The following is a 22,353-nucleotide window of genomic DNA, read 5'->3' as shown; positions in this document are numbered from 1 at the left end:
GCTCCGGCATCGTGCTCGGGCTAGTTCGCGGGGGTGGGGGCGGGGGTCGGCGCCGGCGCCGGTTCCGTGGCCGTCTCGACGACGGGCTCCTGCTCGGTGCGGCTGGTCCCGACACCCCGGACCCAGCCGGCCTTGCCCGCCACGACGTACAGCACGAAGGCGATGACGACCGAGTTGATCGACGGGATGCCGATCGCGACGAAGTAGCCGACGACCGCGGCGATCGCCCAGATGACGAGCGTCGCGGGGACCCAGGTCGGGCTGGTCGCGGGCAGGGCCGTGCTCGCGCTGAGCTCGCCGCGCCACCGCTTCACGACGAAGTACTCGGCGACCATGATCCCGGCGATCGGCGGGAAGACGACCCCCAGGACGATCAGGAAGGGCGTGAAGGCGTCGAGGAACCCGACCGCGGCGAGCACCGACCCGACGACGCCGAGCACGATCGTGACGACGCCGCGGTTCACCTTGCGCCCGAAGACCACGTCGATGAAGTTCGTCACGCCGAGGCTCGAGCTGTAGATGTTCCAGTCGTTGATCTTGAACGTGCCGAGCAGGATCACCAGGATGCCGACCCAGCCGACGCTCGACGTGATCACGCGGGTGATGTCCGACGACCCGACGGCGTGGGCGAGCAGGACACCGGCGAGCCCGATGGCGTACTCACCGAGGGTGACCCCGAGGGCGGTCTGCTTGACGACGTCGCCGACCGAGCGATTGAAGCGGGTCATGTCCGGCGTGATCACCGCGCCGACGATGAAGCCGCCGGCGACCAGGGTGGTGCCGGCGACGAAGCTCAGCTCGGGGCCGGCCGGGGCCTTGGCGGCGAGTTCGGCCAGGGAGTGCTGGCTCAGTTCGACGACGACCGCCCAGCCGACCAGGATCAGGAACAGCGGCACCGTGACGTTCGCCAGCCACTGCATCGAGTGGAACCCGCGCAGCACGATCGCGGTGACGAGCAGCCCGAACACGAGCGACCACGCCCACGCGGGCAGCACCGGCAGGATCGTGACGAGCCCGGCGGCCGACACCCCGGACTGGATGCCGAACCACCCGATCAGGCTCAGGCCGATCGCCAGACCGACCAGCGCGGACCCGGCCTTGCCGAAGCCCGTCCACCGCGCGATGACCGAGGTGTTCAGCCCCTCGCGCATGCCGATGACACCGACGAAGACGGACACGACCTCGAGGATCACGGCGCCGAGGGTGATCGCCCAGAAGGCCTCCCAGAACCCCATGCCGAAGCCGAGGGTCGCGCCGAGCAGGAACTGGGACAGGGCGGAGATCTGCCCGAAGCGCTGCACCGCCACCTGGAACCAGCCGTAGCGGGCGGACGTGGGGACACGGGACAGGGAGTAGTCGTCGACGACGACGGACGGGGCTGGTGGTGCTGACGCTGCACTGGCCATCGGATGCTCCTGGGGAAGGGGTGTCGGCCGGGGTGGCCGGCGGGTTGGGGCAACCGTAGTGAGCCCCCGGACGGGGGGCCATGTGCGGACTGTCGTTTCCGGCTCGTGAACTCGGGCGACTTGCACAGTCGATGCCGGGCTGAAGTTTCTTGGCGAAGTCTTGTGACTCGGTTCCTAGCGTCGACACCGCACCCGGCGCCGCACCCTGCGCGACCGGGCACGTCCGACGAGGAGCACGCCATGTCCCACTCGCCCGCAGCACCGCTGCGACGCAGGACCCACGCCAACAAGGTGCCGGACCCGACCGCGTCGTTCTGGATCATCAAGGTCCTGGCCACGACGGTCGGTGAGACCGCGGCGGACCTGCTCAGCGACACCGTCGGACTGGGCCTGCCGCTGACCACGGTGATCATGGCGGTGGCGTTGGTGGTGTTCCTGGTGCTGCAGTTCCGGGCCCGCGCCTACCGACCGCCGCTGTACTGGACCACTGTCGTGCTGATCAGCATCGTCGGCACGTGCATCACCGACAACCTGACCGATGGACTGGGCGTGCCCCTGGTGGTCAGCACCACCGTGTTCGCCGTCGCCCTGGCCGCCGTCTTCGTCGTCTGGTACCGCTCCGAGGGCACGCTCTCGATCCACAGCATCGACACCGTGCGCCGTGACGCCTTCTACTGGTTGGCCATCCTGTTCACCTTCGCCCTCGGCACCGCGGCGGGCGACCTGATCGCCGAGCAGACCGGCCTGGGGTACTTCCCGTCGCTGCTGCTGTTCGCCGCAGCGATCGCCGCCACCGCGGCGGTCTGGTTCATCGGGCGCCGCGGCCCCGTGGTGTGCTTCTGGATCGCGTACGTCCTGACCCGCCCGCTCGGGGCCTCGACCGGGGACCTGCTGTCGTCGTCCACGAAGGACGGCGGGCTCGGGATCGGCACGATCACCACCAGCATCGTGTTCCTGGTCGTGATCACGGCGATCATCACGTGGCTGTCGGTGCGCCGGCGCCGCGACGAGCCCGCGCTGCGCTCGCAGCTGATCGGCTGACCCCGTGAACCTGTTCGACGCCGCGTCCGTCCTGCACGCGTTCGGCCCGTACGTCCTGGCCGGCATCGCGGTGCTGATCTTCATCGAGTCGGGCGTGCTGTTCCCGTTCCTGCCGGGTGACTCGCTCCTGGTCACGGCCGCGATCATCAGCGGCGCCCTCGGCATCGCGCCGTGGCAGGTCGCCCTGGTGGCCTCCCTCGCCGCGATCGCCGGCGACCAGGTCGGCTACTGGATCGGCAAGCGCTTCGGCCGGCGCCTGTTCCGCGACGACGCCCGAGTCCTCACCACGAGCCGCCTCGACGAAGCCGAGGCGTTCTTCACCCGGTGGGGTGGCCTGAGCCTGGTCCTCGGCCGCTTCGTGCCGATCGTCCGCACCTACGTCCCGCTGGCCGCGGGGACCGCGCAGATGCACTACCGACGGTTCCTGCTGTTCAACCTGATCGGCGCGGTGTCGTGGGCGGTCGGACTCACCGTGGTCGGTGTGCTGCTGGGCGGGATCCAGGTCATCGCGCACAACATCGACGCGCTGATGATCGTCGTCATCCTGGTGTCGGTGCTGCCCATCGTGATCGGCGCCCTGCGCCGACGGCACGTGGCGCGCCGCCGTACCGGTGCGGCCGCGCGACCCGAGCCGGTCCACCCGTCCGGACGGCAGGAGCGGTGAGCGCCGCCCGGAACCGCGTGCCGGACCCGACGACGTCGTTCTGGGTGCTCAAGGTCCTGTCGACGGGCATGGGCGAAGCGCTGTCGGACTTCCTCGCTACCCGCTTCGACCCCGTGCCCACGGTGCTGGTGACCGCGGTGCTGTTCGCCGTGGTGCTCGTCCTGCAGCTGCGAGCCGACCGGTACCGCCCGTGGCGGTACTGGGGCGCGGTGTCGATGGTCGGGGTGTTCGGGACCATGGTCGCCGACGTCACCCACGTCGCACTCGGCGTGCCGTACGCGGTGTCGACGCTCGTGTTCCTGGTCGCACTCGTCGTGGTGTTCGTGCTCTGGCGTCGCGTCGAGGGCACGGTCGACGTCCACGGGATCACCAGCATGCGCCGGCAGCTGTTCTACTGGGCCGCCGTGGTCGCGACGTTCGCGATGGGCACCGCCGCCGGCGACCTGGCTGCGAGCACCCTGCACCTGGGGTACCTGGGTGGCGGACTGCTGTTCGTGGGGGCGATGGTCCTGGTCGTCCTGGCCCGGGTCGGCCGGCTGCTCGGCCCCGTGACGGCGTTCTGGACCGCGTACGTGCTCACCCGGCCGATCGGTGCGTCCTTCGCGGACTGGGTCGCGGTGCCCCGTGCACGCGGTGGACTGGACGTCGGAACCGGCCTGGTCAGCGTGGTCCTCGTGCTCGCGATCGCCGCCGGGGTCGTGTGGGCCGGCACACGGCAGCCGACCCGATCGCTGCGCGAGACCGCGGCCTGAGCGTCGACGCCCGTACAGTGCAGCACATGGACGAGTTGGGCCGCACGTGACCGACGCGCTGCTGCACACCCTGCTCGGGGTCGCGGTCCTGATCGCGCTGGCGACGGCCGTGCTGCTGGTCACGAAGGCGGACGCACCGTGGGCACCGGCCCTGGCGATCCTGCGCGGCACCGCGCAGCTGGCGGCGATCAGCCTGGTCCTGGCCGGGGTGATCACGTCGCCGCCGCTGATCGCGCTGGCCCTGACGGTGATGTTCACGGTCGCCGTCCTGACGTCGTCGCGCCGGCTGGGCTCGGTGCGGCAGATGGTGGTGCCGGTCGCGGTGTCGATGGGCGTCGGTGTCCTGGTCAGTGGCGTCGTCGTCTTCGGGACCGGCGCCATCGAGCTGAGCCCCCGGTACGCGCTGGCGGTCGGCGGGATCGTGATCGGCAACGCGATGACGATCGCCACGATCTCCGGCCGGCGCTTCCGGGAACTCGTCGACGACCGCTGGGACGACGTCGAGGGCTGGCTGGCAGTCGGTGCGACCCCACGTCAGGCCACCCGGCACCTGGTCCGTCGTGCAGTGAGCGCAGCGCTCGTGCCGACCGTCGACCAGACCCGCACCACGGGGCTGGTGACGTTGCCCGGGGCGTTCGTCGGTGCGGTGTTCGGCGGCGTGTCCCCGATCGAGGCCGGCCGCTTCCAGATCGTCGTCCTGGCCGCGATCATGGCGACCGGCACCTGCACCGCCGTGTTGCTCACCTGGTGGTCGGCGCCGGTCCGGACGCGTCCCTCGACCGGCGGTCGCTGACGCCGTCCGGTCTGGAGGCCCCATCCGCGTCCGCCGAGTCGGCGCACCGCCCCCGTCGACCGGGTCCGGCATCTGGGCGCTTCCTTGGAGTCGCGGCCCGATGGTGGAGACGGAGGTGGTCGACGTGGACGTGTGGTTCGTGATCGGTGGGGCCGCAGTGGTGTTGCTGGTGTTCGTCGGGTCCGTGACGGCAGCGCTGCTCGCCGTCGCCCACGAGGTGGAGCAGGAGCTGGTGGTCGACTCGGAGTGACGTGCGGCGCTCAGGCGGGGGTGCCGAGTCGGTAGCCGACGCCGCGGATCGTGGTGATCAGGTCGCGGTCGGTCTTCCGCCGGACGTAATGCACGTACGTGTCGACGGTGTTGAGCTGCTCACCGTGCTCGAACACCGCGGACAGCAGGTGCTGACGGGTGAACGCGCGGTCGGGTTCGCTCGCGAGCAGCCGCAGCATCGCGGTCTCCTTCTCCGTCAGCATCACCCGGCCGGTGTACGGCGATGTGATGCTGCTGTCGTCCGGGTGGAACGCCCAGCCGCCGATCGCGATGCCGTCGCCGGTCCCGGTGTAGTCCCGGGTCAGCGCCCGGAGCCGCGCTGCGAGTTCGTCGAAGTCGAACGGCTTGACCAGGTAGTCGTTCGCCCCGGCATCGAGCCCCGACACGCGGTCCCGGACGCTCCCGAGCGCAGTCAGCATCAGCACGGGGGTGCTGACGCGACGGACCCGCAACGTCGCGACGACCTCGGCGCCGTCGATCCCGGGCAGCCGCCGATCGACGACCATCACGTCGAAGTACCGATCCGCGGCGACCTGCAGCGCGGACTCGCCGTCAGCGCAGAGCGTCACGTCCCAGTCGTCCTGCAGGACGTCGGCGACGAGCGGTCCGAGGCGCGGGTCGTCCTCGACGAGCAGCAGGCGGAGCGTCACGGGTGGTCCTCTCGGTCACGGGGGGCTGGTGTGCTCCGGAGCAGGGGCAGGCGCAGCGCGAACACGGTGCCGCCGGGGCCGGTGCGTTCGACGGTGACGTCCCCGCCGGCACGGACGGCCACGTCCCGCACCAGGGCGAGCCCGATGCCGTGGCCGGTCCGGGTGGCGGAGGCGCTGGTGCCGTGCGCGAACCGGTCGAACACCCGGGTCGGCGCGATGCCGGTGATGCCGGATCCGTCGTCGGTCACGCGGATGACGACCGAGGGCCCGGCGGTCGTCGCCGCGACCCGTACGTGTCCGCCCGGGCGGGTGTGACCGATCGCGTTGTCCGTCAGTGCGACCAGACACCGGTGCAGCTGTGGCTCGGACACGGCGACCACGGCACCCGTGTCGCCCGGGTCCGCACGGACGTCCAGATGCACCTGGCGTTCCTCGGCCAGGACGGCCATGTCCCGTCGCACCGTCGTCAGTGCCCTGTCCAAGTCGGCCGTGCCGCCGGGTTCGGTGGTGCCGGCCGCGGCGTCGAGCAGGTCGTTGACGATGTCGATCAGCACGCGGGTGTCACTCTGCAACTCGTCCACCACGTCCCGCCGCGGGTCGTCCGCGGGTGTCAGCTTCTGCAGGCGTTGCACCCGGGCGTGCAGGACCGTCAGCGGAGTGCGGAGCTCGTGGCTGGCGTCCGCGACGAAGGTGCGCTGCACCCGCGCTGCCTCGGCGATCGGTCGCACGGCCCGGCGGGCGATCACCCATGCGGCGATCCCGGCGAGCACGATCGCGAACCCACCCACCCCGACCACGGCGATGCTCAGGTCGACGGTGTCCAGGGTGATGTGCACGTCGGCAGGCCCCGGTCGCTCGTGCACCTGGCCGGGCGTGAGCTGCCACAGGACGTACCCGACCACCAGCACGATGATCGCGGCGACCAGCGCGGCGGAGACGACGGCGACACGCAACCCGATCCCGATCACCGACCGTCGGTACGCCAGCCGGTCCGGATCCCGCTCCTGCCCGGACCGGAACGACCACCGGGTCGCCGCGTCGGCGACGGACGACCACCACGATGACGACACCAGCGCTCCTTCCACTGCGGCGCCGCCGGAACGCGAGGGGGGGATGCGTTCCGACGGCACCGCGTCGGGACCGATCCTGCCGCACACGGCGCAGGACCGACACGGTGATCGTGGCGGGTCGGCACCCAGGAACCACCAAGAACCCCTCGGGCGGCAGAATGCCCACATGGCCTACAGCGACGCACACGAGCACGACGACGGGCTCGTGACCGATCGACTCCTCCTGCGGCGCTGGCGGCCCGAGGACGCGTCCTTCCACCGCCGGCTGTGGCAGGAGCGCGACCCCCGGGTCCCCGCACGTCGTCGGATCACCCCCGACGGGCGACCGACCATCGCCGAGCTGCAGGACTGGGCCCGCTCCCACGACCCCGGGCCGGCACCCGGCCTGCGCGTCGTCGAACGCCTGGCCGAACCCGGACCCGTCGGGTACTGCGGCCTCGTCGCGAACAGCGTCGGGCAGCCGGACGAACCAGAGCTCGCGTTCGAGTTCCTGCGCTCGTCGTGGAACCAGGGGTTCGCGACCGAGGCCGCGACGGCGGTCGTCGACCAGGCCCGGACCGTCGGGTACGCCCACCTCGCCGCGACCGTGCGCGCCTGGAACACCGCATCGCTCCGGGTGCTCGAGAAACTCGGGTTCACCGACACCGGGCAGACGGAACCCGATGCGCTGCACGGCGACTCGATCCTGCTCCGGAAGGTGCTCTGACACCCCGTTCCCGCGGCCGATCCGGCATGATCGACAGGTGCCGAACCCGACCGTGACCACCGCGTACCGCGCCGCCCGTGACCAGCTCCTCGCCCTGACCGACCCGGACCGCCCCGACCCCGACGGCCCCGAGGACGCCGCCGAGCTCGCCGCGTTCGCGTGGCCGGACCTCGGCGACACGTTCAACTGGGCGGACGACTGGTTCGACGTCATCGCCGCGGGCAACGACCGGACGGCGCTGTGGCTCGTGGACGCCGACGGCGACCGCCGCTTCAGCTACGCCGAGATGGCAGCCCGGTCCGATCGGCTGGCGGTGGTGCTCGACGCGCACGGCGTGCGGAAGGGCGACCACGTGCTGGTCATGCTCGGCAACCAGCTCGAGCTGTGGGAGACGATGCTCGCGGTGATGAAGCTCGGCGCGGTGATCCTGCCGACGTCGACGATGCTCGACACCGCCGACCTGCAGGACCGCGTCGACCGCGGGTCCGTCGCCCACGTGGTCACGAACGTGGGAGAGACCCCGAAGTACGCGGGCGTGCACGGGGACTTCTCGCGCATCGTGATCGGCGGTGCTGCCGACGGGTGGACGTCGTACCCGGACCACCTCGGCGAGCCGGCGCCCGCGGGTGAACGGCGCCCGGTCGTCACGACGCGCACGACCGACCCGTGCCTGGTGTACTTCACGTCGGGCACGACCTCGAAGCCGAAGATGGTCGTGCACACCCAGACGTCCTACCCCGTCGGGCACCTCAGCACGATGCACTGGATCGGCGTGCGCCCCGGTGACGTGCACCTGGCGATCAGCTCGCCCGGGTGGGGCAAGCACGCGTGGAGCTGCTTCTTCGCGCCGTGGATCGCCGAGGCCACCGTGTTCGTGCACGACACCCCGCGTTTCGACCCGGCGGCACTGCTGGCGCAGCTCGACCGTGCCGAGGTCAGCACGTTCTGCGCGCCGCCCACGGCCTGGCGGATGATGCTGCAGGCCGACCTCGGCGCACGCCCCCGAGCGCTCCGCGAGGTCGTGTCCGCCGGCGAACCGCTCAACCCCGAGGTCATCGACCGCGTCCGCGACGCGTGGGGCCTGACGATCCGCGACGGCTACGGGCAGACCGAGACGACGGCGATCATCGGCAACGCCCCGGGCGCGGTCGTGACGGCCGGCGCGATGGGCACCCCGCTGCCGGGCGTCAGCGTCGTGCTGCTCGACCCGCTCACGGGGCAGGCCGGTGACGAGGGTGAGGTCTGCCTCGACCTGACCGAACGCCCCGTCAACCTGATGGCGGGCTACCTCGGCGAACCGGACCGCACCGCGGACGCCATGCGCGACGGGCACTTCCACACCGGCGACATCGCCGCGCGCGACGCCCACGGGCAGCTCACCTTCATCGGCCGGACCGACGACGTGTTCAAGTCCTCCGACTACAAGGTGTCGCCGTTCGAGGTCGAGAGTGCGCTGCTGCAGCACCCCGCCGTGGCCGAGAGCGCCGTCGTCCCGGCGCCGGACGCCGCGCGGCTCAACATCGTCAAGGCGTACGTCACCCTGGCCGCCGGGTACGCGGCGGACGCGGACACCGCACGTCAGGTCCTCGCGCACGCACGGGCCGTCCTGCCCGCCTACGCGCGGGTGCGCCGCGTCGAGTTCGCCGAGCTGCCGAAGACCATCTCCGGCAAGATCCGCCGCGTCGAGCTCCGCGAGCTCGAGGAACTTGCGGCGGCGAGCGGCACCCCGGCCGTGGGTGAGTGGCGCGAGGACGACTTCCCCGAGCTGCGCTCCCAGCGCACGGCCGACCCGTCCAGCGCGAGCTGACGCGGCGCCAGCCCGGCGGGACCGCCGTCGGACGGGAGGCGCGGTGCGGGCCCGCACCGCGCCTCCCGTCCGACGGCGGCCGGCTGCAGGGCACCGGCCACTGTGCAGACGCTCAGCGCGGCGCATCGAGGTGCTTGCTAGCGTTTCGTCAGACGATCGTCCAGCGAAACGTCACGAGCCCTGACGAGAGGACCCGCCCATGGCGACGACCTGGCCCATCACCGCAAGCGACCACGGGTGCCTCGACGCGACGGAGTCCCGGTGACCCCCGAGACGGTCGCGGTCGCACGCTTCGCCGACGACCGCTGGCACGTCCGCAGCGTCGAGTACCCGCAGGTGGCGTTCGAGTCGATCTGGCTGGACCAGGCACTGCAACAGGTCACCGATGCGCTCGGGCGGTACTGCGATCCCCGCACCGCGGTGGCGTACGAGGTCGAGGGCATGTGCGGCGACGCCGAGTTCCGGCTCGCGCGCACCGTCACGGGGCTGGTCCGGACGGCGCGGGAACACCTGCGCGCCCTGGAGGGCATCGGCCGGCCGCTCGAACGCGAGCTGCTCCAGCAGCTCGCCGAACACCGGATGCTGCCGAGCGAGGTCGCGACGATGCTCGACGTCGACCTGGCGTCGGCGGAGCGGGTCATGGGGACGGAGGGTGAGTCGCGGATCGCGCGCAGCATCCTCACCCGGGCGCGAACGGCGCCGACCGGAGCTACTCCTGCCGCTCCGCCGCTCCCAGAGCCCGCTTGAGCGCACGCGCCTGCGCGAGCCAGAACGCCCGCGAGACGCCGGCCTTCGGGAAGATCGCGTCGAAGCCGTGGAACGCGCCGGGAACGACCTCGAGCGTGCAGTCGACCCCCGCCGCACGCAGCCGCTCGGCGTAGTCGACGTCCTCGTCGTGGAACAGGTCGTTCGCGCCGACCCCGATCCACGCAGGGGGAAGCCCGCCGAGGTCGGTGCGGCGGGCCGGAGCCGCGTACTCCGACACGTCCGGACTGCCGGGTTCGGTGCCGAGGTACGACGTCCAGCCGTACCGGTTGCTACCCGGCATCCAGACGTGCACGTTGCTGGTGTCCATGTCGGTCCGCTGCACCGTGCGGTCGTCCAGCATCGGGTAGACCAGCAGCTGGAACACCGGCACCGGACCCGGACGGTCGGCCGCCAGCAGCGTCGCCGCCGCGGCCAGGCCGCCACCGGCGCTCGCCCCGCCGATCGCGATCCGGCCCGGGTCGACGCCCAGTCGCTCCGCGCGCTCGGTCTGCGCGACGAAGGCGCTGTACACGTCCTCGACGGCCGCCGGCGCGACCGCGTCCGGCGCCAACCGGTACCGCACCGCCGCCACAGCGATCCCGAGGCTCCGGACGAACGCCGCGTTCGCCCGGTCGTCCTGCTCCGGGGTGCCCGAGATGAGCCCGCCGCCGTGCACCCACAGCAGCAGCGGGGTCGGGCCGTCGGCAAGGGTCGGACGGAGCAGGCGGACCGCGACGTCCGGGTTGCCCTCGGTGCCCGGCAGGTGCAGTTCGGTCGCCGTGACCTCCGGCCCCAGGTCTGCCGGCCGCGGCTTCACCCGGCGGACGAGCCCGGTCAGGCGCGGACCCCAGGAGAACCCTGGCAGGAAGCGGATCGCACGCAGGTCGGGGTGGGTGGGGGTCATCGTGGGCTCCTCGGTACGCCGTCTGCCGGTCCGGTTCCGCCGGTGTGCCGAACGTACTCGTCGACCAGCGCGAGTTCCGTGGCGGTCACGGGCTCGAACACGCCCTCCGCCCACCGCAGGTCGTCCTCGGTCAGGGGCGCCGACCCGGGTGCGGCCGCGGCGTTCCGCTCGCGCAGCCGCTCCCACAGCGTGTCGTGGTCGACGTCGAACACGTGGAAGCGGATGCGGGCCCCGCACGCTCGGGCGTCCGCGAACTTCTGCTGCCGCTCGGCCGCGGTCCACAGCCCGTCCTCCAGGACGACGTCCACGCCCGCGCGCAACAGGGTCAGCGCGTGCCGGTACAGGACGACCTGCAGGGCCTCGTGGAAGTCGGCGTCCGCGTGCGGGATGCCGATCGCCGCCTGCCACTCGTCCGTCGCGATCCGGACGCCCACGCCGGCTGCCTCGAGCCGACGCGCCAGCGTGGTCTTGCCGGCGCCGGGCAGCCCACAGAACAGCGTGAGTGTCGGGGTCCGGGGCGCGGCGCTCGTGGCGAGGGTCATGCGCGCACTCTGCCACGGGAGCCCGTGCGAGGATCGGCGCATGAGGGGACCGAAACGATGACCCGGCACATGGTGGCCCTGGGCAGCTCGTTCGCCGCCGGACCGGGGCTCGCACCCGTGGTCGACCGGCTGGCCGGGCGCTCCGGCGAGAACGCATCGCACCAGATCGCCCGCGCGCTCGGAGCACGCCTGACCGATGCGTCGGTCAGCGGCGCGACCACCGACACGATCCTGCACACGGCACAGCGCGTCGGCCCCAAGCGCTTCCCGCCCCAGATCACCGCGATCCAGCCGGGTTCGGACGCGGACCTCGTCACGATCACCGCGGGCGGCAACGACCTGCGGTACGTCGGGTCCCTGTCGGCGGCGGCATGGGGGAGCTGGCTCGCCGCTCGTCCTCTGACCCGCGCGCTCGGACGGCGGCTGCAGCGGACGGCCACGCAGGAACCGCCGACGCAGCACGACGTCGACGCCGCAGCCGACGGTCTGGCCGCGATCGTCCGCGCGGTCCGCGACCGTGCACCGGCGGCGCGGGTCCTGCTGGTCGACTACCTGACGATCATCGGCACCGAGACGACACGGTCGCGGCTGGCTCCGTTCTCCGACGACCAGATGACCGCGTTCAGCCGTATCGCCGACCAGCTGCGTGACGCCTTCACCACGGCAGTAGCGCAGTCCGGTGCCGAGCTCGTCGACGTCGCCGCGATCAGCGACCAGCACGCCGTCGGGTCCGTGGAGCCGTGGGTGCAGGGCTTCACCGCGTTCCGGAAGGGTGACGCGGCGCTGTTCCACCCGACCCCGGCGGGCATGCGGGCCGTGCGCGACGCCGTGCTCGCCCACCTCGGCGCATGAGCGACCCCGTCGTGCCGCGGCTGGTCGGCGTCGGCGTGGTGCTCCGCCCGTTCCGCGCTGCCGACGCGGCCATGGCGGTGCAGCTGTCCCGTGACCCGTACGTGCCGCTGACGGGCTCGCTGCCCGCGCACGCCGACCTGCGGCAGGCCGGGCAGTGGGTGCAACGACAGCAGGGGCGTCTGGCCGAGGGGACCGGGTACTCGTTCGCCATCGCCGACCCCGCTGACGACCGCGCGCTCGGGCAGATCGGCCTGTGGCTCGCCGGCCTGGACGACGGCCGACTCACCGCGGGCTACGCGCTCGCACCGTCGGCCCGAGGCGCGGGCCGGGCCGCCGCGGCGCTCACCGCGCTCACCACGTTCGCCTGGACGATCCCCGCGGCACACCGCGTCGAGCTGTTCATCGAGCCGTGGAACGCGGCATCGATCCGCACGGCCGAGCACGCCGGCTACGTCCGCGAGGGTCTGCTCCGGAGTCCCCAGGTGATCGGAAGGCACCGCAGGGACATGGAGCTGTTCGCCGCGATCCGTCCGACGGAGCCCACCCCGACAGCGCCGAGGACGCCGTAGTGTCATCCGAGACGTTCCGCCTCCCCGAGGGACTCGTCCGCGCCACGACCGACCGCGAAGGGGCGACCGGGAACGCGTGGCTCGCCGAGCTGCCGGCGATCGTCGCCCGGCTGCTGAACGCGTGGGACTGCCAGGCCGACGGCGCCCCGACACACGGCGAGGTCGCGCTCGTCCTGCCCGTCCGACGCGGCGACGAGCCGGCAGCGCTGAAGGTCTCGTACCCGCACCCCGGCAACCGCAGCGAACCGCACGCACTCCGCACCTTCGACGGCCGCGGCGCCGTCCGGGTGCACGAAGCCGACGACGACGTGTGCGGCATGCTGCTGGAACGCGCCGGCCCCGAGACACTCGCGTCCGTCGCCTCGGCCGACCAGGCGATCGAGATCCAGGGTGACCTGGCGCGACGGCTCGCCGTGCCCGCGCCACCGACCGCGCCGGCGCTCGCCGACACCACGGACGGCTGGCTCGACGAGCTCGACCGGCAGACCGCCGCGCTGCCGGGTGTGGTTCCGGACGCGGCGCTCGATCGTGCTCGCGACACCATCCGTGCGCTCGCGTCGGACACGACCACGACGATGCTGCACGGCGACCTGCACGTCGGCAACGTGCTGCGCGCCGACCGCGAGCCGTGGTTGGCGATCGACCCGAAGGGCTGGCGGGGGACGGCCGCCTACGACGCCTTCACGGTCGTGGCCGTGCGTGCGGGCGACCTGCTCGAGACCGCGGACCCCGAGCGCGCCTTCGTCGACCGGGTCCGGCGGTTCGCTGGTGCTGCGGGCGTGGACGCGGAGCTGGCCCTGGCGTGCGTGCAGGCCCGGGCGACCAGCTCGTTGCTGTACGAGCGGCTGCACCGGGGGTCGTGGTTCGCGATGCTCGAGCGCCTGGTGCAGCTGGGCGTGTGAGCACCGTTGGTCACCGCCGGTCCACGTCGGGTGCGTCCGGGTCGAGCGACCGGAGCAGCTCGGTGAACGCGGCGTCCGCTCGGTCCAGGTCGCCCGTCGCCTCGACGTCCGTCATCAGCCCGCGGATCACCGCCAGCACGAGGGTCGCCGAACCGGCCCGGCCGATGCTGGTCAGCCCGGTGTCGAGCGGCCCCAACCAGTCGGTCGTCGCCTGACGCCGGAAGCCCGGCCAGAGGGACTGCTCGGACTGCTGCCGCAGTTGCGAGAACATGCGCAGGAACGGCGCCCCGTCCGGCCCCGTCATGGCGACCCACGCCCGGCCGAGCGTCGTCGCGTAGGGCTCGTCGGGCCGGAGCTGCAGCAGGCGGCCCCAGCTGTCGAGGTGGCGTTGGCGGGCCCGGCGCAGGACGGCGAGCAGGAGCGCGTCTCGGGTGCCGAAGTGGTACAGCAGCATGCGCGCCGAGGTGCCGGTCGCCTGGACGAAGGGCGCGAGCCGGTCGGGCAGACCGTGCTCGAGCGCGTGGTCGGTGCACCGCTCGAGCAGCTGCTCCGCGATCGCCGGCCGGGGGTGTCGTCCCATGCCGGCATCGTCGCACGTTCCGGGCGTTTCACGTAACGATCGCTACATGTACCGTGGAACGGACATCGCCGTCGAACCGGGAGGAACACATGGACGTCGTCTTCGTGCACGGGGCACTGGTCCGCGACGGGTCGTGGTGGTGGCAGCCGACCGCCGACCTGCTGCTGCGGCGCTCCGGGACGCGGAGTCACGCGGTCGCCCTGCCCTCCTGCGGTGAGACCGACGGGGCACCGCCAGCCGACGGGCTCGCCGCCGACGCCGCAGCGCTCCGCCGCGTGCTCGACCAGCTCGACCAGGCCGTCGTCGTCGGGCACTCCTACGGCGGGACCGTCATCGCCCAGGCCGGCCACCACCCGGCCGTCGCACACCTGCTGTTCGTGTCGTCCTACCTGCCCGACGTCGGGCAGGCGCAGGGCGGGATCATGAGCGGCGAGCCGGACCCGGTCGCCGTCGCCGAGGTCCGCCCCGGCATGATCGGCGTCACCGGCTACGACGCCCACTCGTTCGGCGCGCGGTTCCTGCAGGACGCCGACCCGGCGACGCAGCGGGCGGCATGGGATCGGGTCACCGAGCAGGCCGTCGGGGCGTTCGCGACGCCGACCACGGCGGCCGGGTGGCAGGGCGTCGACTCGACGTACCTGGTGTGCACCGACGACCGCAGCACCACGCTCGGCCTGCAGCGCCACCACGCGGCGCGCGCGACGCGCAGCGTCGACCTGCCGACGGGGCACCACCCGTTCATCACGCGACCCGACCTGGTCGCGGACGCGATCGAGCAGTTCGTCACCACGACATGACGGGAGGCCCGGTGCCAGCTGGCACCGGGCCTCCCGTCCGATCTGTGCTCGCGACTACGCCGCCATCGGTCCGTACCGACGGTGGCCCTTGACGTCGTACCGGTCGAGCATCATGACCTTGTCCCACACGCGGACGAAGTCCGCGACGAACCGCTGCTGGCCGTCGCTGCCCGCGTAGGCGTCGACGACCGAGCGCAGCTGCGCGTTCGAGCCGAACACCAGGTCGTTGCGCGTCGCGGTGAAACGGTGCTCGCCGGTGGCCTGCACGGTGCCCGCGAAGGTCGACTCGGTGTCGTCGGTCTTCGTCCAGACCAGGTCGGTGTCGGTCAGGTGCACGAAGAAGTCCGTGGTGAGCACCCCGACGCGGTCCGTGAAGACGCCCGCGTCCGAGCCGTCCCAGTTCGCCCCGAGCACCCGCAGACCGCCCGTCAGCACAGTCCACTCGGGCGCTGTCAGCGTCATCAGGTTCGCCTTGTCGAGGAACGTGGCCTCGGGGGCGACCCCGGGCGCGAACTCGGCGAAGCGGTCGGAGACGAAGTTGCGGAACCCGTCGGCCACCGGGCGCAGCCACTCGAACATCTCGATGTCCGTCAGCTCCTGCGTGGTGTCGACGCGACCGGGCGTGAACGGCACGGTCGTGTCGGAGCCCGCCGCGCGTGCTGCCTGCTCGACGGCCGCGCAGCCGGCCAGAACGACCAGGTCCGCCAGCGAGACGTGCTTGCCGGACGTGCCGGCGAAGTCCGCCTGCACGGTGCGCAGGGCCTGTACCACGGGGACGGTGCGTCGGTTGACGGCCCAGTCCTTCTGCGGTGACAGCGCGATCCGGCCGCCGTTCGCCCCGCCGCGCTTGTCGCTGTCGCGGTAGGTGGACGCGGCGGAGAACGCGGTGAACACCAGGTCGGACACGGACTGCCCGGACGCCAGGACCGCCTGCTTGAGCGCCTGGACGTCGGCGTCGTCGAGCGGCGTGCCCTCGGCCTCGGGCAGCGGGTCCTGCCAGAGCAGGTCGTCCGCGATCGTCACCTCGGGGCCCAGGTACCGGTGCTTCGGACCCATGTCACGGTGGGTCAGCTTGTACCAGGCCTTCGAGAACGCCGTCGTGAACAGGTCGAAGTCGGCCAGGAACCGCTCGCAGACCTCGCGGTACGCCGGGTCGACCTTGAGCGCGATGTCCGACGTCATCATCATGAGCGGGTTCATCTGCCCAGGCACGTGGGCGTCCGGGGTCTTCGGCGCGTCGGGGTCCGTCGGGGTCCACTGCAGGGCACCGGCCGGGCTCTTCGTCTGCTCGAAGTCGTAGCGGAACAGGTTCTCCAGGTAGGTGTTGTCCCACTGGGTCGGGTTCGGCGTCCAGCTGCCCTCGATGCCGTTCGTCGACGTGTACTCGGCGTTGCCCGTGCCGACCGGGTTGTGCCAGCCCAGACCCATCGACTCGATCGGCGCGGTCTCCGGCGACGGACCGATGTCCGACGCGGGGACCTGCCCGTGGCTCTTGCCGAACGCGTGGCCACCGGCGATCAGCGCGACGGTCTCCTCGTCGTTCATCGCCATCCGCGAGAACGTGATCCGGATGTCGCGCGCCGAGCCCATCGGGTCGCCGTTGGCGTACGGGCCTTCCGGGTTGACGTAGATGAGCGCCTGGTGCGACGCGGCGAGCGGGCTCTGCAGGTCGTAGTCCGCGTCGCCGTTCTGCCCGGTCCACCGCTCGTCACGGCTGACCATCTCGTCCGGGGTGTGCGCCTGGTGCGGGTTCCACACCTCGGGGCCCCACCACGTGCCGTCGTCGGGCTCCCAGGCGTCGAGTCGGCCCCCGCCGAACCCGTACGTCGGCAGGCCCATCAGCTCCAGCGAGCAGTTGCCCGTCAGGACCATCAGGTCCGCCCAGCTCAGCGCGTTGCCGTACTTGTGCTTGATCGGCTGCAGCAGGCGGCGGGACTTGTCGGTGTTGCCGTTGTCCCACCAGCTGCCGATCGGCGCGAACCGCTGCATGGCGGTCCCCGCGCCGCCGCGGCCGTCGGCGATGCGGTAGGTGCCCGCGGCGTGCCACGCCATCCGGATCATCTGCGGGCCGTAGTTGCCGTAGTCCGCCGGCCACCAGTCGACCGAGGTCGTCAGCAGCTGCTTGATGTCGGCCTTCAGCGCGTCGAGGTCGATCGTCGCGAAGGCGGCCGCGTAGTCGAAGTCGGCGCCGAGCGGATCGGCATCGATGCCGTTGCGGTGCAGCAGCTCGACGCGGAGCCGCTGCGGGTACCAGTCGGACAGGGTCGGGGACTGCCCGAACGTGCCGCCCTGGTGGTCACCGCCCGCAGGCAGTGCACCCCCCATGTGGAAACTGCAGGTGTTGGTGCCGTCGGGGTCGGTCCCGTCGGCTGGGTTCCCTCCGCTGGAGGTCCCGTCGGTGTGTGCGGTTCGGTGATCGGTCACGGCTGCTCCTCGTCGTGCGGCGGGACGCGCCAGGTGCCCCGTGGCGACGCGTCCACACCCCACCGTTCGCCGTCGCCCTGGGAGAACCGTCCGCGAAGCGCGTCCCGAGACTCGAGACCTCGAACGAAGCGGCGGTGGTGGGGTGCGACGGGGACCATGGCCTGCGGGTCGGCGCACCGCAGCGCCGGTCCGACGTGCGCATCTGGTGCCCGACCCGAACGGGCACCAGGTGTCGTCACGAGGGCCTCTCGGGTCTTCCCGGCGCGTCGATCGCGCGCCAGGATCGCCTGAGAGGGGGTTCACGTTGCGCCCGGTCGCTCACCCGTCCGAGGGCTGCGCCGGCGGGTCGACCGGCATCGGGTGCTCCTGCTGCCAGATCGCGTCCACGTCGGCGAACTCCCGCGGGGAACACTGCGTGTCGAACACGTCCAGGCCGTCCGACGGCGTCGAGTACAGGTACCAAGGGCCCTGCCCGGACGGTCTGCTGCTCCACAGTCCGTCCTTGAACCAGGACAGCGGCGTCGTGCCCGTCGGGATCCCAGCCTGCGTCATACAGGCCTGCAACCGGTTGAACGCGGCGGTGTACTCGTCCTGGGTGACGACCCCGTCAGCGGTCTCTGCCGCCTGTTGGGCCGACGGCCGCGCGATGGTCGCCGCCTTCGCCCACGACAGCCACACCCCGTACTGGGCGGACGCGTCGGACGACGTCACGGTGACCGTGGCGCGACGGGATGCCGACAGGGGCTGCATGGCCCACTCCGGTGTCGAGGAACCCGGGCGGCAACGGGTCGGACCGCCGACCACCGTGCCGTCGACCGTGACGGTGAGCGTGGTCGCGTCACGGCAGGTCCACGAGAGCGTCACGCGGTCGGCACGCTCCGGGGCGCGGCCGAGCGGGATCGTCGCGTCGCCGTGGTCCGTCCGGAACACCGGGCTGCCGACGAGGGTGGCGTGGTTGCCCTGCTCGACCTGGTACCGCGTCGACGTCGCCAGCTCGGTCTCGAGCGCGGTGTCGCCGTTGATCCCCGGCAGCGCCGCGGCCGTCAGCGCGCCGGTCAAGCCGGACCCGAGCACGAACGCGGCGACGACGGCGATCATGGTCGTGCGGGTCGGGCGGGGACGACGCCGCGGGCCGGCGGTTGCGCCCGTGGCGTCGACCTGGGCGGCGATGGCGTCGCGCATCGCGGTGAGTCGTGGGGAGAGCTCGCGGTCGTTCACAGGGTGCCTCCGAGGGGGGTCGCTGAAGCCGAGTACTGCTGTTGGAGCCGGGCCTTCGCCCGGTGGAGACGGGACTTGACCGTGCCGGGCGGAACACCGAGTGCCTCGGCCGCTTCGCGCTCGGAGAGCCCCTCGATGACGCACAGGGTGAGCACCCGCTGGTCGGACAGCGACAGTCCGCCCAGGGCCGACACCGCTTCGGCGTCGGAGAAGTCGTCGGCGGGATCGGGGGCGTGCACCTCGACCGGGAACCGCGCCAGGAACAGTCGGTGACGACGTGCCGAGCGGGTCAGGTTGTGCGCCGTGTTGGTCGCCGTGACGAGCAACCACGGCAGCAGGGAGTCGTCCACGAAGCGCACCTGGTCGCGCTTGCGCCACGCGTGCAGGAAGACGATGCCGACGACGTCCTCGGCGTCCGAGGGCGCGGGCACGAGCGCGCGGACGTGCCGCCGGAGCCGTGGTGCGTGCCGGTCGAACACCCGGCCGAACGCCCGTCCGTCGCCGAGGACGGCGAGCGCCCAGTCGGCGCGGTCACCCGAGTTCTGGTTCATGCCTGACGATGTCCGCAGCGTCGCGATCGGTTCCCCACGGACCCAGCTTGGTGGTCCGGCGGCTCGGCGCGGGGCGTCGAGCCGGTGCGTCTCGCGACCACCACCGCCTGACGGTTCGCGTCGTGCGCGTCACCACGACATCATGGACACTCCGCCAGCAACGAGGAGTCCTGTGCCTGACCTGCCCGTCGTGTTCGAAGTCGGGTCGATGATCGCGATCGTCCTGATCCTGCTCGCCGACCTGCTCCTCGTCGCGCGGCGCTCGCACGTGCCGACGGTCAAGGAGTCCGGGCTGTGGGTCGGGCTGTACGTGGGCCTGGCCCTGGTGTTCGCCGTGGTGATGCTCGTCGTCGCCGGGGGAGACGCGGCGGGGCAGTTCGTCGCCGGGTGGCTCACCGAGTACAGCCTGAGCATCGACAACCTGTTCGTCTTCGTCATCATCATGGCGCGGTTCTCGGTGCCGAAACCGATCCAGCAGTCGGTGCTGATGATGGGCATCATCATCGCGCTGGTGCTGCGCGGCGTGTTCATCCTGCTCGGCGCCCAGCTGATCGAGGACTTCTCGTGGATCTTCTACCTGTTCGGGGCGTGGTTGATCTGGACCGCCATCCAGCAGGTGCGTGAGGACCACGACGACGACAGTGACCAGCAGGACAGCTTCATCGTCCGGCAGCTGCGTCGCCGAGTCCGGATCACGGACTCGTTCGACGGGATCAAGTTCCGGACCACCCACGACGGCGTCCGGCACCTGACACCGATGCTCGTCGTGCTCATCGCGATCGGCACGACCGACCTGCTGTTCGCGCTCGACTCGATCCCGGCGATCTTCGGCATCACCGAGAGCGCGTTCATCGTGTTCACCGCCAACGTCTTCGCGCTGATGGGCCTGCGGCAGCTGTACTTCCTGCTCGGGGGCCTGCTCGAGAAGCTCGTCTACCTGAAGTACGGCATCGCGGTGATCCTGGCGTTCATCGGTGTCAAGCTCGTGCTGCACGCCCTGCACGAGAACGAGCTGCCGTTCATCAACGGCGGCCGTCCGGTGGCGTGGGCGCCGGAGATCACGACGATCACGTCCCTGGTCGTCATCATCGCGTCGATCGGCGTCGCGACCCTCGCCAGCCTGCTCCGCATGCGCCACGAGTCCGCGTCGGAGACGCAGCCGACGGACCGCGGGTCAGCCGGCAGCTGAAGCGCCGCACCGGGCCACCTGACGAACAGGAGGCCCGGTGCCGGCCCGCCACGGGCCTCCGGTCCGACACCTGGCGGACTGGAGGCTCGGTGCCAGCCCGCCGCGGGCCTCCAGTCCGGTGCCGGGTGCGTGACGCGCGCCTCAGCCGCCGGCGGAACCGATCGCGACGAGCAGACATGCGCCCGTGAACACGACCTGCAGCACGGTCCGGAGCGGCAGCGGCGTCGTGGGCGAGGCTGGGTGCCGGCGCGCGCCGGCGGCGCGGACGTTCGCGGGGAACACCACGACCAGCAGCACCGCGAGTGCGACCGCTGCCACCGACCGGGTGGCGGGGAGCAGCAGGCCGATCGCTCCGACGACCTCGGCGAGTCCACTCACCGTCACGAGTGCTGCGGCGTTCGGCAGCGCGCGCGGGACGATCGCGACCAGGCCGTCGCGCCGGGGCTGCACGAAGTGTGCGCTGGCCGTCAGCAGGAACATCGCGGCGAGCCCGACGGCCACGGCGGCCGGAACGGACGCGGTGAACGGCGCAACGCGACCGACCAGCCACGCAGCGGCGGACGTCACCAGCAGGACGATGAACGGAAGCACGCGATCTCCAATCTGGACATTGTCAAGATGGTGACGGACCGACCGTCATCTTGTCAACGTCCAGATCGCGACTAGGGTGACTGCGTGTCCTACCACCACGGCGACCTGCGGGCGGTCCTGGTCGCCGCGGCGGCCGACACGATCGCGCACCAGGGCGTCGCCGCGGTGACCCTCCGGGGTCTCGCCCGCTCGGCAGGGGTGTCCCACTCGGCGCCGACGCACCACTTCGGTGACCGTCGTGGCCTGTTGACCGCCGTTGCGGCGGAGGGGTTCCGGCAACTGGCGGCCGCGCTCGAGTCGGCGCCGACGCTGCTCGACATGGCGGAGGCGTACGTGGCGTTCGGCACCGGGGTCGGCGCCGGTCACTACGCGGTCATGTTCGACGCGGACGCGGTCGACCCCGACGACCCGGAGCTGCAGGCCGCACGCTCGGCGAGCAACGACGTGCTGGTCGGCCGGATCGCCGCGCACGGCCACGACGACCCCGATGCGCCGCTGGCGGCCTTCGCGCTGGTGCACGGTCTGGTCGCGCTCCACCAGGCGGGCGCGCTCGACCGCTCCCACCCAAACGTCGACCCCCGCGCACTCGTGCGGCGCATCGGCCCGCTGCTGTTCAGCGACTGACGCGGTCCCGGCGCAGCGCCGCCCCGTGTGCATCGCGGCCGTGTCGTCTCAGCCGATCGCGAGGACGTCGAACGCGCGCTCCATGGCCTGCGCCGGTCGACTGCCGTCGTCGTGCAGTGCCCACCATGTCAGCGCGGCACTGGCCGCAGCGGCGACGGCATGCGCGCGGACGGTGACGGCCAGGTCGTCGGTCGGTCGACCTTCGCGTTCGGCGACGAACCGCACGATCGTGTCCGTCAGGGACGTCACCGTCGCCTCGCCACCGCGTTCCAGGGATGGGTTCGCGCGGATGACGCGCAGGCGGTGCCGCGTGACCTCGAGGGCGTCGTCGTCGAACGATGCGGCGGCCAGGTACGCGGCGCGCAGTGCGACCCCCGAGGACTCGGCAGCCGGGCGGCGCTGCAGGGCGTCGGTGAACCGCAGTGCGAACTCGTCCAGCCCACCCCACACCAGTGCGGCCTTGCTCGGGAACAAGCGGAACAGTGACCGACGGCTGATCCCGGCGGCCGCGGCGACGTCGTCCATCGACACCGCGTCGAACCCGTCGTCGTCGAAGAGCCGGAGCGCGATGAGTGACACGGCGTCGGGGTCGATCGTGCGCGGACGGCCCGTGGGACGGTCGTTCGTCGGGTTCATCGCTCCCTTTCGGCACTGAGTGCTACAACTGGTCGCGACGCAGTCCGCGTCGCACATCTCGTCCGACG

General features: G+C 72.0%; 25 protein-coding genes. 14 read left to right on the top strand and 11 right to left on the bottom strand.

The genetic code is table 11. From position 1 onward, the window contains the following. Positions 1–20: 20 nt before the first annotated feature. Positions 21–1,406, bottom strand: a complete 1,386-nt coding sequence (locus ACLBWP_RS02950; protein WP_447653971.1) for a purine-cytosine permease family protein — start codon at positions 1,404–1,406, stop codon at positions 21–23. A gap of 240 nt (positions 1,407–1,646) precedes the next feature. Here ACLBWP_RS02950 and ACLBWP_RS02945 point away from each other — a divergent pair, with 240 nt between their 5' ends. The 5 genes from ACLBWP_RS02945 (at position 1,647) to ACLBWP_RS02925 (ending at position 4,906) form a co-directional block, all read left to right on the top strand. After that, positions 1,647–2,447: a COG4705 family protein gene (locus ACLBWP_RS02945; RefSeq protein WP_447653970.1), complete on the top strand. Its 801-nt coding sequence runs from the start codon at positions 1,647–1,649 to the stop codon at positions 2,445–2,447. A gap of 4 nt (positions 2,448–2,451) precedes the next feature. Continuing rightward, positions 2,452–3,111, top strand: a complete 660-nt coding sequence (locus ACLBWP_RS02940; RefSeq protein ID WP_447653969.1) for a DedA family protein — start codon at positions 2,452–2,454, stop codon at positions 3,109–3,111. Beyond that, the gene (locus tag ACLBWP_RS02935; RefSeq protein WP_447653968.1) at positions 3,108–3,863 is read left to right on the top strand and encodes a COG4705 family protein; all 756 of its coding nucleotides are present in this window, start codon (positions 3,108–3,110) and stop codon (positions 3,861–3,863) included. Before ACLBWP_RS02940 ends, ACLBWP_RS02935 begins: the two co-directional genes overlap by 4 nt. Positions 3,864–3,909: 46 nt before the next feature. Beyond that, positions 3,910–4,656 carry an ABC transporter permease gene (locus tag ACLBWP_RS02930; protein WP_447653967.1) on the top strand — a complete coding sequence of 249 codons (747 nt, stop codon included), beginning with the start codon at positions 3,910–3,912 and terminating at the stop codon, positions 4,654–4,656. Positions 4,657–4,756: 100 nt separating this feature from the next. Beyond that, a complete protein-coding gene (locus ACLBWP_RS02925) occupies positions 4,757–4,906 on the top strand; it encodes a hypothetical protein (RefSeq protein ID WP_447653966.1) in 150 nt (49 codons plus the stop codon). 10 nt (positions 4,907–4,916) lie between these two features. On the opposite strand, the gene ACLBWP_RS02920 is transcribed toward ACLBWP_RS02925, so the two are convergent. Both ACLBWP_RS02920 and ACLBWP_RS02915 read right to left on the bottom strand, forming a co-directional pair. After that, positions 4,917–5,576: a response regulator transcription factor gene (locus ACLBWP_RS02920; RefSeq protein WP_447653965.1), complete on the bottom strand. Its 660-nt coding sequence runs from the start codon at positions 5,574–5,576 to the stop codon at positions 4,917–4,919. Continuing rightward, entirely contained in the window at positions 5,573–6,646 is a 1,074-nt protein-coding gene (locus ACLBWP_RS02915; protein ID WP_447653964.1) for a sensor histidine kinase, read from the bottom strand. The genes ACLBWP_RS02920 and ACLBWP_RS02915 overlap by 4 nt, the downstream gene beginning before the upstream one ends. A gap of 166 nt (positions 6,647–6,812) precedes the next feature. Between ACLBWP_RS02915 and ACLBWP_RS02910 the strand changes: the two genes are divergently transcribed. The 3 genes from ACLBWP_RS02910 (at position 6,813) to ACLBWP_RS02900 (ending at position 9,906) form a co-directional block, all read left to right on the top strand. Next, entirely contained in the window at positions 6,813–7,352 is a 540-nt protein-coding gene (locus ACLBWP_RS02910) for a GNAT family N-acetyltransferase (RefSeq protein WP_447653963.1), read from the top strand. A gap of 37 nt (positions 7,353–7,389) precedes the next feature. Next, entirely contained in the window at positions 7,390–9,159 is a 1,770-nt protein-coding gene (locus tag ACLBWP_RS02905; protein ID WP_447653962.1) for an AMP-binding protein, read from the top strand. 261 nt (positions 9,160–9,420) lie between these two features. Beyond that, the gene (locus ACLBWP_RS02900) at positions 9,421–9,906 is read left to right on the top strand and encodes a hypothetical protein (RefSeq protein ID WP_243563955.1); all 486 of its coding nucleotides are present in this window, start codon (positions 9,421–9,423) and stop codon (positions 9,904–9,906) included. Here the strand turns inward: ACLBWP_RS02900 and ACLBWP_RS02895 are convergent. Together ACLBWP_RS02895 and ACLBWP_RS02890 are read right to left on the bottom strand one after the other, a co-directional pair. Next, positions 9,869–10,810: an alpha/beta hydrolase gene (locus tag ACLBWP_RS02895; RefSeq protein ID WP_447653961.1), complete on the bottom strand. Its 942-nt coding sequence runs from the start codon at positions 10,808–10,810 to the stop codon at positions 9,869–9,871. The genes ACLBWP_RS02900 and ACLBWP_RS02895 overlap by 38 nt on opposite strands. Then, on the bottom strand, positions 10,807–11,352 hold the full coding sequence (locus ACLBWP_RS02890; protein ID WP_447653960.1) for an AAA family ATPase: 546 nt from the start codon (positions 11,350–11,352) through the stop codon (positions 10,807–10,809). The genes ACLBWP_RS02895 and ACLBWP_RS02890 overlap by 4 nt, the downstream gene beginning before the upstream one ends. A 57-nt stretch (positions 11,353–11,409) precedes the next feature. On the opposite strand from ACLBWP_RS02890, the gene ACLBWP_RS02885 reads away from it, so the two are divergent. Genes ACLBWP_RS02885 through ACLBWP_RS02875 form a run of 3 tightly spaced genes read left to right on the top strand, consistent with a single transcriptional unit; the run spans position 11,410 to position 13,675 of the window. Next, a complete protein-coding gene (locus tag ACLBWP_RS02885; RefSeq protein WP_447653959.1) occupies positions 11,410–12,204 on the top strand; it encodes an SGNH/GDSL hydrolase family protein in 795 nt (264 codons plus the stop codon). Then, positions 12,201–12,773 carry a GNAT family N-acetyltransferase gene (locus tag ACLBWP_RS02880; protein ID WP_447653958.1) on the top strand — a complete coding sequence of 191 codons (573 nt, stop codon included), beginning with the start codon at positions 12,201–12,203 and terminating at the stop codon, positions 12,771–12,773. The genes ACLBWP_RS02885 and ACLBWP_RS02880 overlap by 4 nt, the downstream gene beginning before the upstream one ends. Next, the gene (locus ACLBWP_RS02875) at positions 12,773–13,675 is read left to right on the top strand and encodes an aminoglycoside phosphotransferase family protein (RefSeq protein WP_447653957.1); all 903 of its coding nucleotides are present in this window, start codon (positions 12,773–12,775) and stop codon (positions 13,673–13,675) included. Before ACLBWP_RS02880 ends, ACLBWP_RS02875 begins: the two co-directional genes overlap by 1 nt. Positions 13,676–13,685: 10 nt before the next feature. On the opposite strand, the gene ACLBWP_RS02870 is transcribed toward ACLBWP_RS02875, so the two are convergent. Further along, entirely contained in the window at positions 13,686–14,255 is a 570-nt protein-coding gene (locus ACLBWP_RS02870; protein WP_447653956.1) for a TetR/AcrR family transcriptional regulator, read from the bottom strand. A gap of 89 nt (positions 14,256–14,344) precedes the next feature. Between ACLBWP_RS02870 and ACLBWP_RS02865 the strand changes: the two genes are divergently transcribed. Then, positions 14,345–15,052 carry an alpha/beta hydrolase gene (locus ACLBWP_RS02865; protein ID WP_447653955.1) on the top strand — a complete coding sequence of 236 codons (708 nt, stop codon included), beginning with the start codon at positions 14,345–14,347 and terminating at the stop codon, positions 15,050–15,052. Positions 15,053–15,106: 54 nt separating this feature from the next. Here the strand turns inward: ACLBWP_RS02865 and katG are convergent, their stop codons facing one another. The 3 genes from katG to ACLBWP_RS02850 all read right to left on the bottom strand — a co-directional run bounded on the left by katG (position 15,107) and on the right by ACLBWP_RS02850 (position 19,245). Then, positions 15,107–17,377 (bottom strand): catalase/peroxidase HPI, encoded by a 2,271-nt coding sequence (gene katG, locus ACLBWP_RS02860; protein WP_447653954.1) that lies wholly within the window; start codon positions 17,375–17,377, stop codon positions 15,107–15,109. A gap of 417 nt (positions 17,378–17,794) precedes the next feature. Further along, positions 17,795–18,694 (bottom strand): hypothetical protein, encoded by a 900-nt coding sequence (locus ACLBWP_RS02855; protein WP_447653953.1) that lies wholly within the window; start codon positions 18,692–18,694, stop codon positions 17,795–17,797. Then, a complete protein-coding gene (locus tag ACLBWP_RS02850; RefSeq protein ID WP_447653952.1) occupies positions 18,691–19,245 on the bottom strand; it encodes an RNA polymerase sigma factor in 555 nt (184 codons plus the stop codon). The genes ACLBWP_RS02855 and ACLBWP_RS02850 overlap by 4 nt, the downstream gene beginning before the upstream one ends. 208 nt (positions 19,246–19,453) lie before the next feature. Here ACLBWP_RS02850 and ACLBWP_RS02845 point away from each other — a divergent pair, with 208 nt between their 5' ends. After that, positions 19,454–20,434 carry a TerC/Alx family metal homeostasis membrane protein gene (locus ACLBWP_RS02845; RefSeq protein ID WP_447654247.1) on the top strand — a complete coding sequence of 327 codons (981 nt, stop codon included), beginning with the start codon at positions 19,454–19,456 and terminating at the stop codon, positions 20,432–20,434. 141 nt (positions 20,435–20,575) lie between these two features. Here the strand turns inward: ACLBWP_RS02845 and ACLBWP_RS02840 are convergent, their stop codons facing one another. After that, on the bottom strand, positions 20,576–21,025 hold the full coding sequence (locus ACLBWP_RS02840) for a DoxX family protein (RefSeq protein ID WP_447653951.1): 450 nt from the start codon (positions 21,023–21,025) through the stop codon (positions 20,576–20,578). Positions 21,026–21,109: 84 nt separating this feature from the next. Here ACLBWP_RS02840 and ACLBWP_RS02835 point away from each other — a divergent pair, with 84 nt between their 5' ends. Then, positions 21,110–21,649 (top strand): TetR/AcrR family transcriptional regulator, encoded by a 540-nt coding sequence (locus ACLBWP_RS02835; protein ID WP_447653950.1) that lies wholly within the window; start codon positions 21,110–21,112, stop codon positions 21,647–21,649. A 48-nt stretch (positions 21,650–21,697) separates the two neighbouring features. Here ACLBWP_RS02835 and ACLBWP_RS02830 read toward each other — a convergent pair whose 3' ends face one another. Further along, a complete protein-coding gene (locus ACLBWP_RS02830) occupies positions 21,698–22,285 on the bottom strand; it encodes an acyl-CoA-like ligand-binding transcription factor (RefSeq protein ID WP_447653949.1) in 588 nt (195 codons plus the stop codon). Positions 22,286–22,353: the final 68 nt, after the last annotated feature.

The sequence above is a fragment of the Microbacterium sp. M1A1_1b genome, assembly GCF_053345565.1.
This window is presented reverse-complemented; position numbering and strand designations above follow the sequence as displayed.

Coding starts and splice junctions, on each gene's coding strand:
- ACLBWP_RS02950 (WP_447653971.1), bottom strand. CDS start 1,406: ATGGCCAGTGCAGCGTCAGCACCACCAGCCCCGTCCGTCGTCGTCGAC.
- ACLBWP_RS02945 (WP_447653970.1), top strand. CDS start 1,647: ATGTCCCACTCGCCCGCAGCACCGCTGCGACGCAGGACCCACGCCAAC.
- ACLBWP_RS02925 (WP_447653966.1), top strand. CDS start 4,757: ATGGTGGAGACGGAGGTGGTCGACGTGGACGTGTGGTTCGTGATCGGT.
- ACLBWP_RS02910 (WP_447653963.1), top strand. CDS start 6,813: ATGGCCTACAGCGACGCACACGAGCACGACGACGGGCTCGTGACCGAT.
- ACLBWP_RS02895 (WP_447653961.1), bottom strand. CDS start 10,810: ATGACCCCCACCCACCCCGACCTGCGTGCGATCCGCTTCCTGCCAGGG.
- ACLBWP_RS02890 (WP_447653960.1), bottom strand. CDS start 11,352: ATGACCCTCGCCACGAGCGCCGCGCCCCGGACCCCGACACTCACGCTG.
- ACLBWP_RS02885 (WP_447653959.1), top strand. CDS start 11,410: ATGACCCGGCACATGGTGGCCCTGGGCAGCTCGTTCGCCGCCGGACCG.
- ACLBWP_RS02880 (WP_447653958.1), top strand. CDS start 12,201: ATGAGCGACCCCGTCGTGCCGCGGCTGGTCGGCGTCGGCGTGGTGCTC.
- ACLBWP_RS02870 (WP_447653956.1), bottom strand. CDS start 14,255: ATGGGACGACACCCCCGGCCGGCGATCGCGGAGCAGCTGCTCGAGCGG.
- ACLBWP_RS02865 (WP_447653955.1), top strand. CDS start 14,345: ATGGACGTCGTCTTCGTGCACGGGGCACTGGTCCGCGACGGGTCGTGG.
- katG (WP_447653954.1), bottom strand. CDS start 17,377: ATGGGGGGTGCACTGCCTGCGGGCGGTGACCACCAGGGCGGCACGTTC.
- ACLBWP_RS02850 (WP_447653952.1), bottom strand. CDS start 19,245: ATGAACCAGAACTCGGGTGACCGCGCCGACTGGGCGCTCGCCGTCCTC.
- ACLBWP_RS02845 (WP_447654247.1), top strand. CDS start 19,454: ATGATCGCGATCGTCCTGATCCTGCTCGCCGACCTGCTCCTCGTCGCG.
- ACLBWP_RS02830 (WP_447653949.1), bottom strand. CDS start 22,285: ATGAACCCGACGAACGACCGTCCCACGGGCCGTCCGCGCACGATCGAC.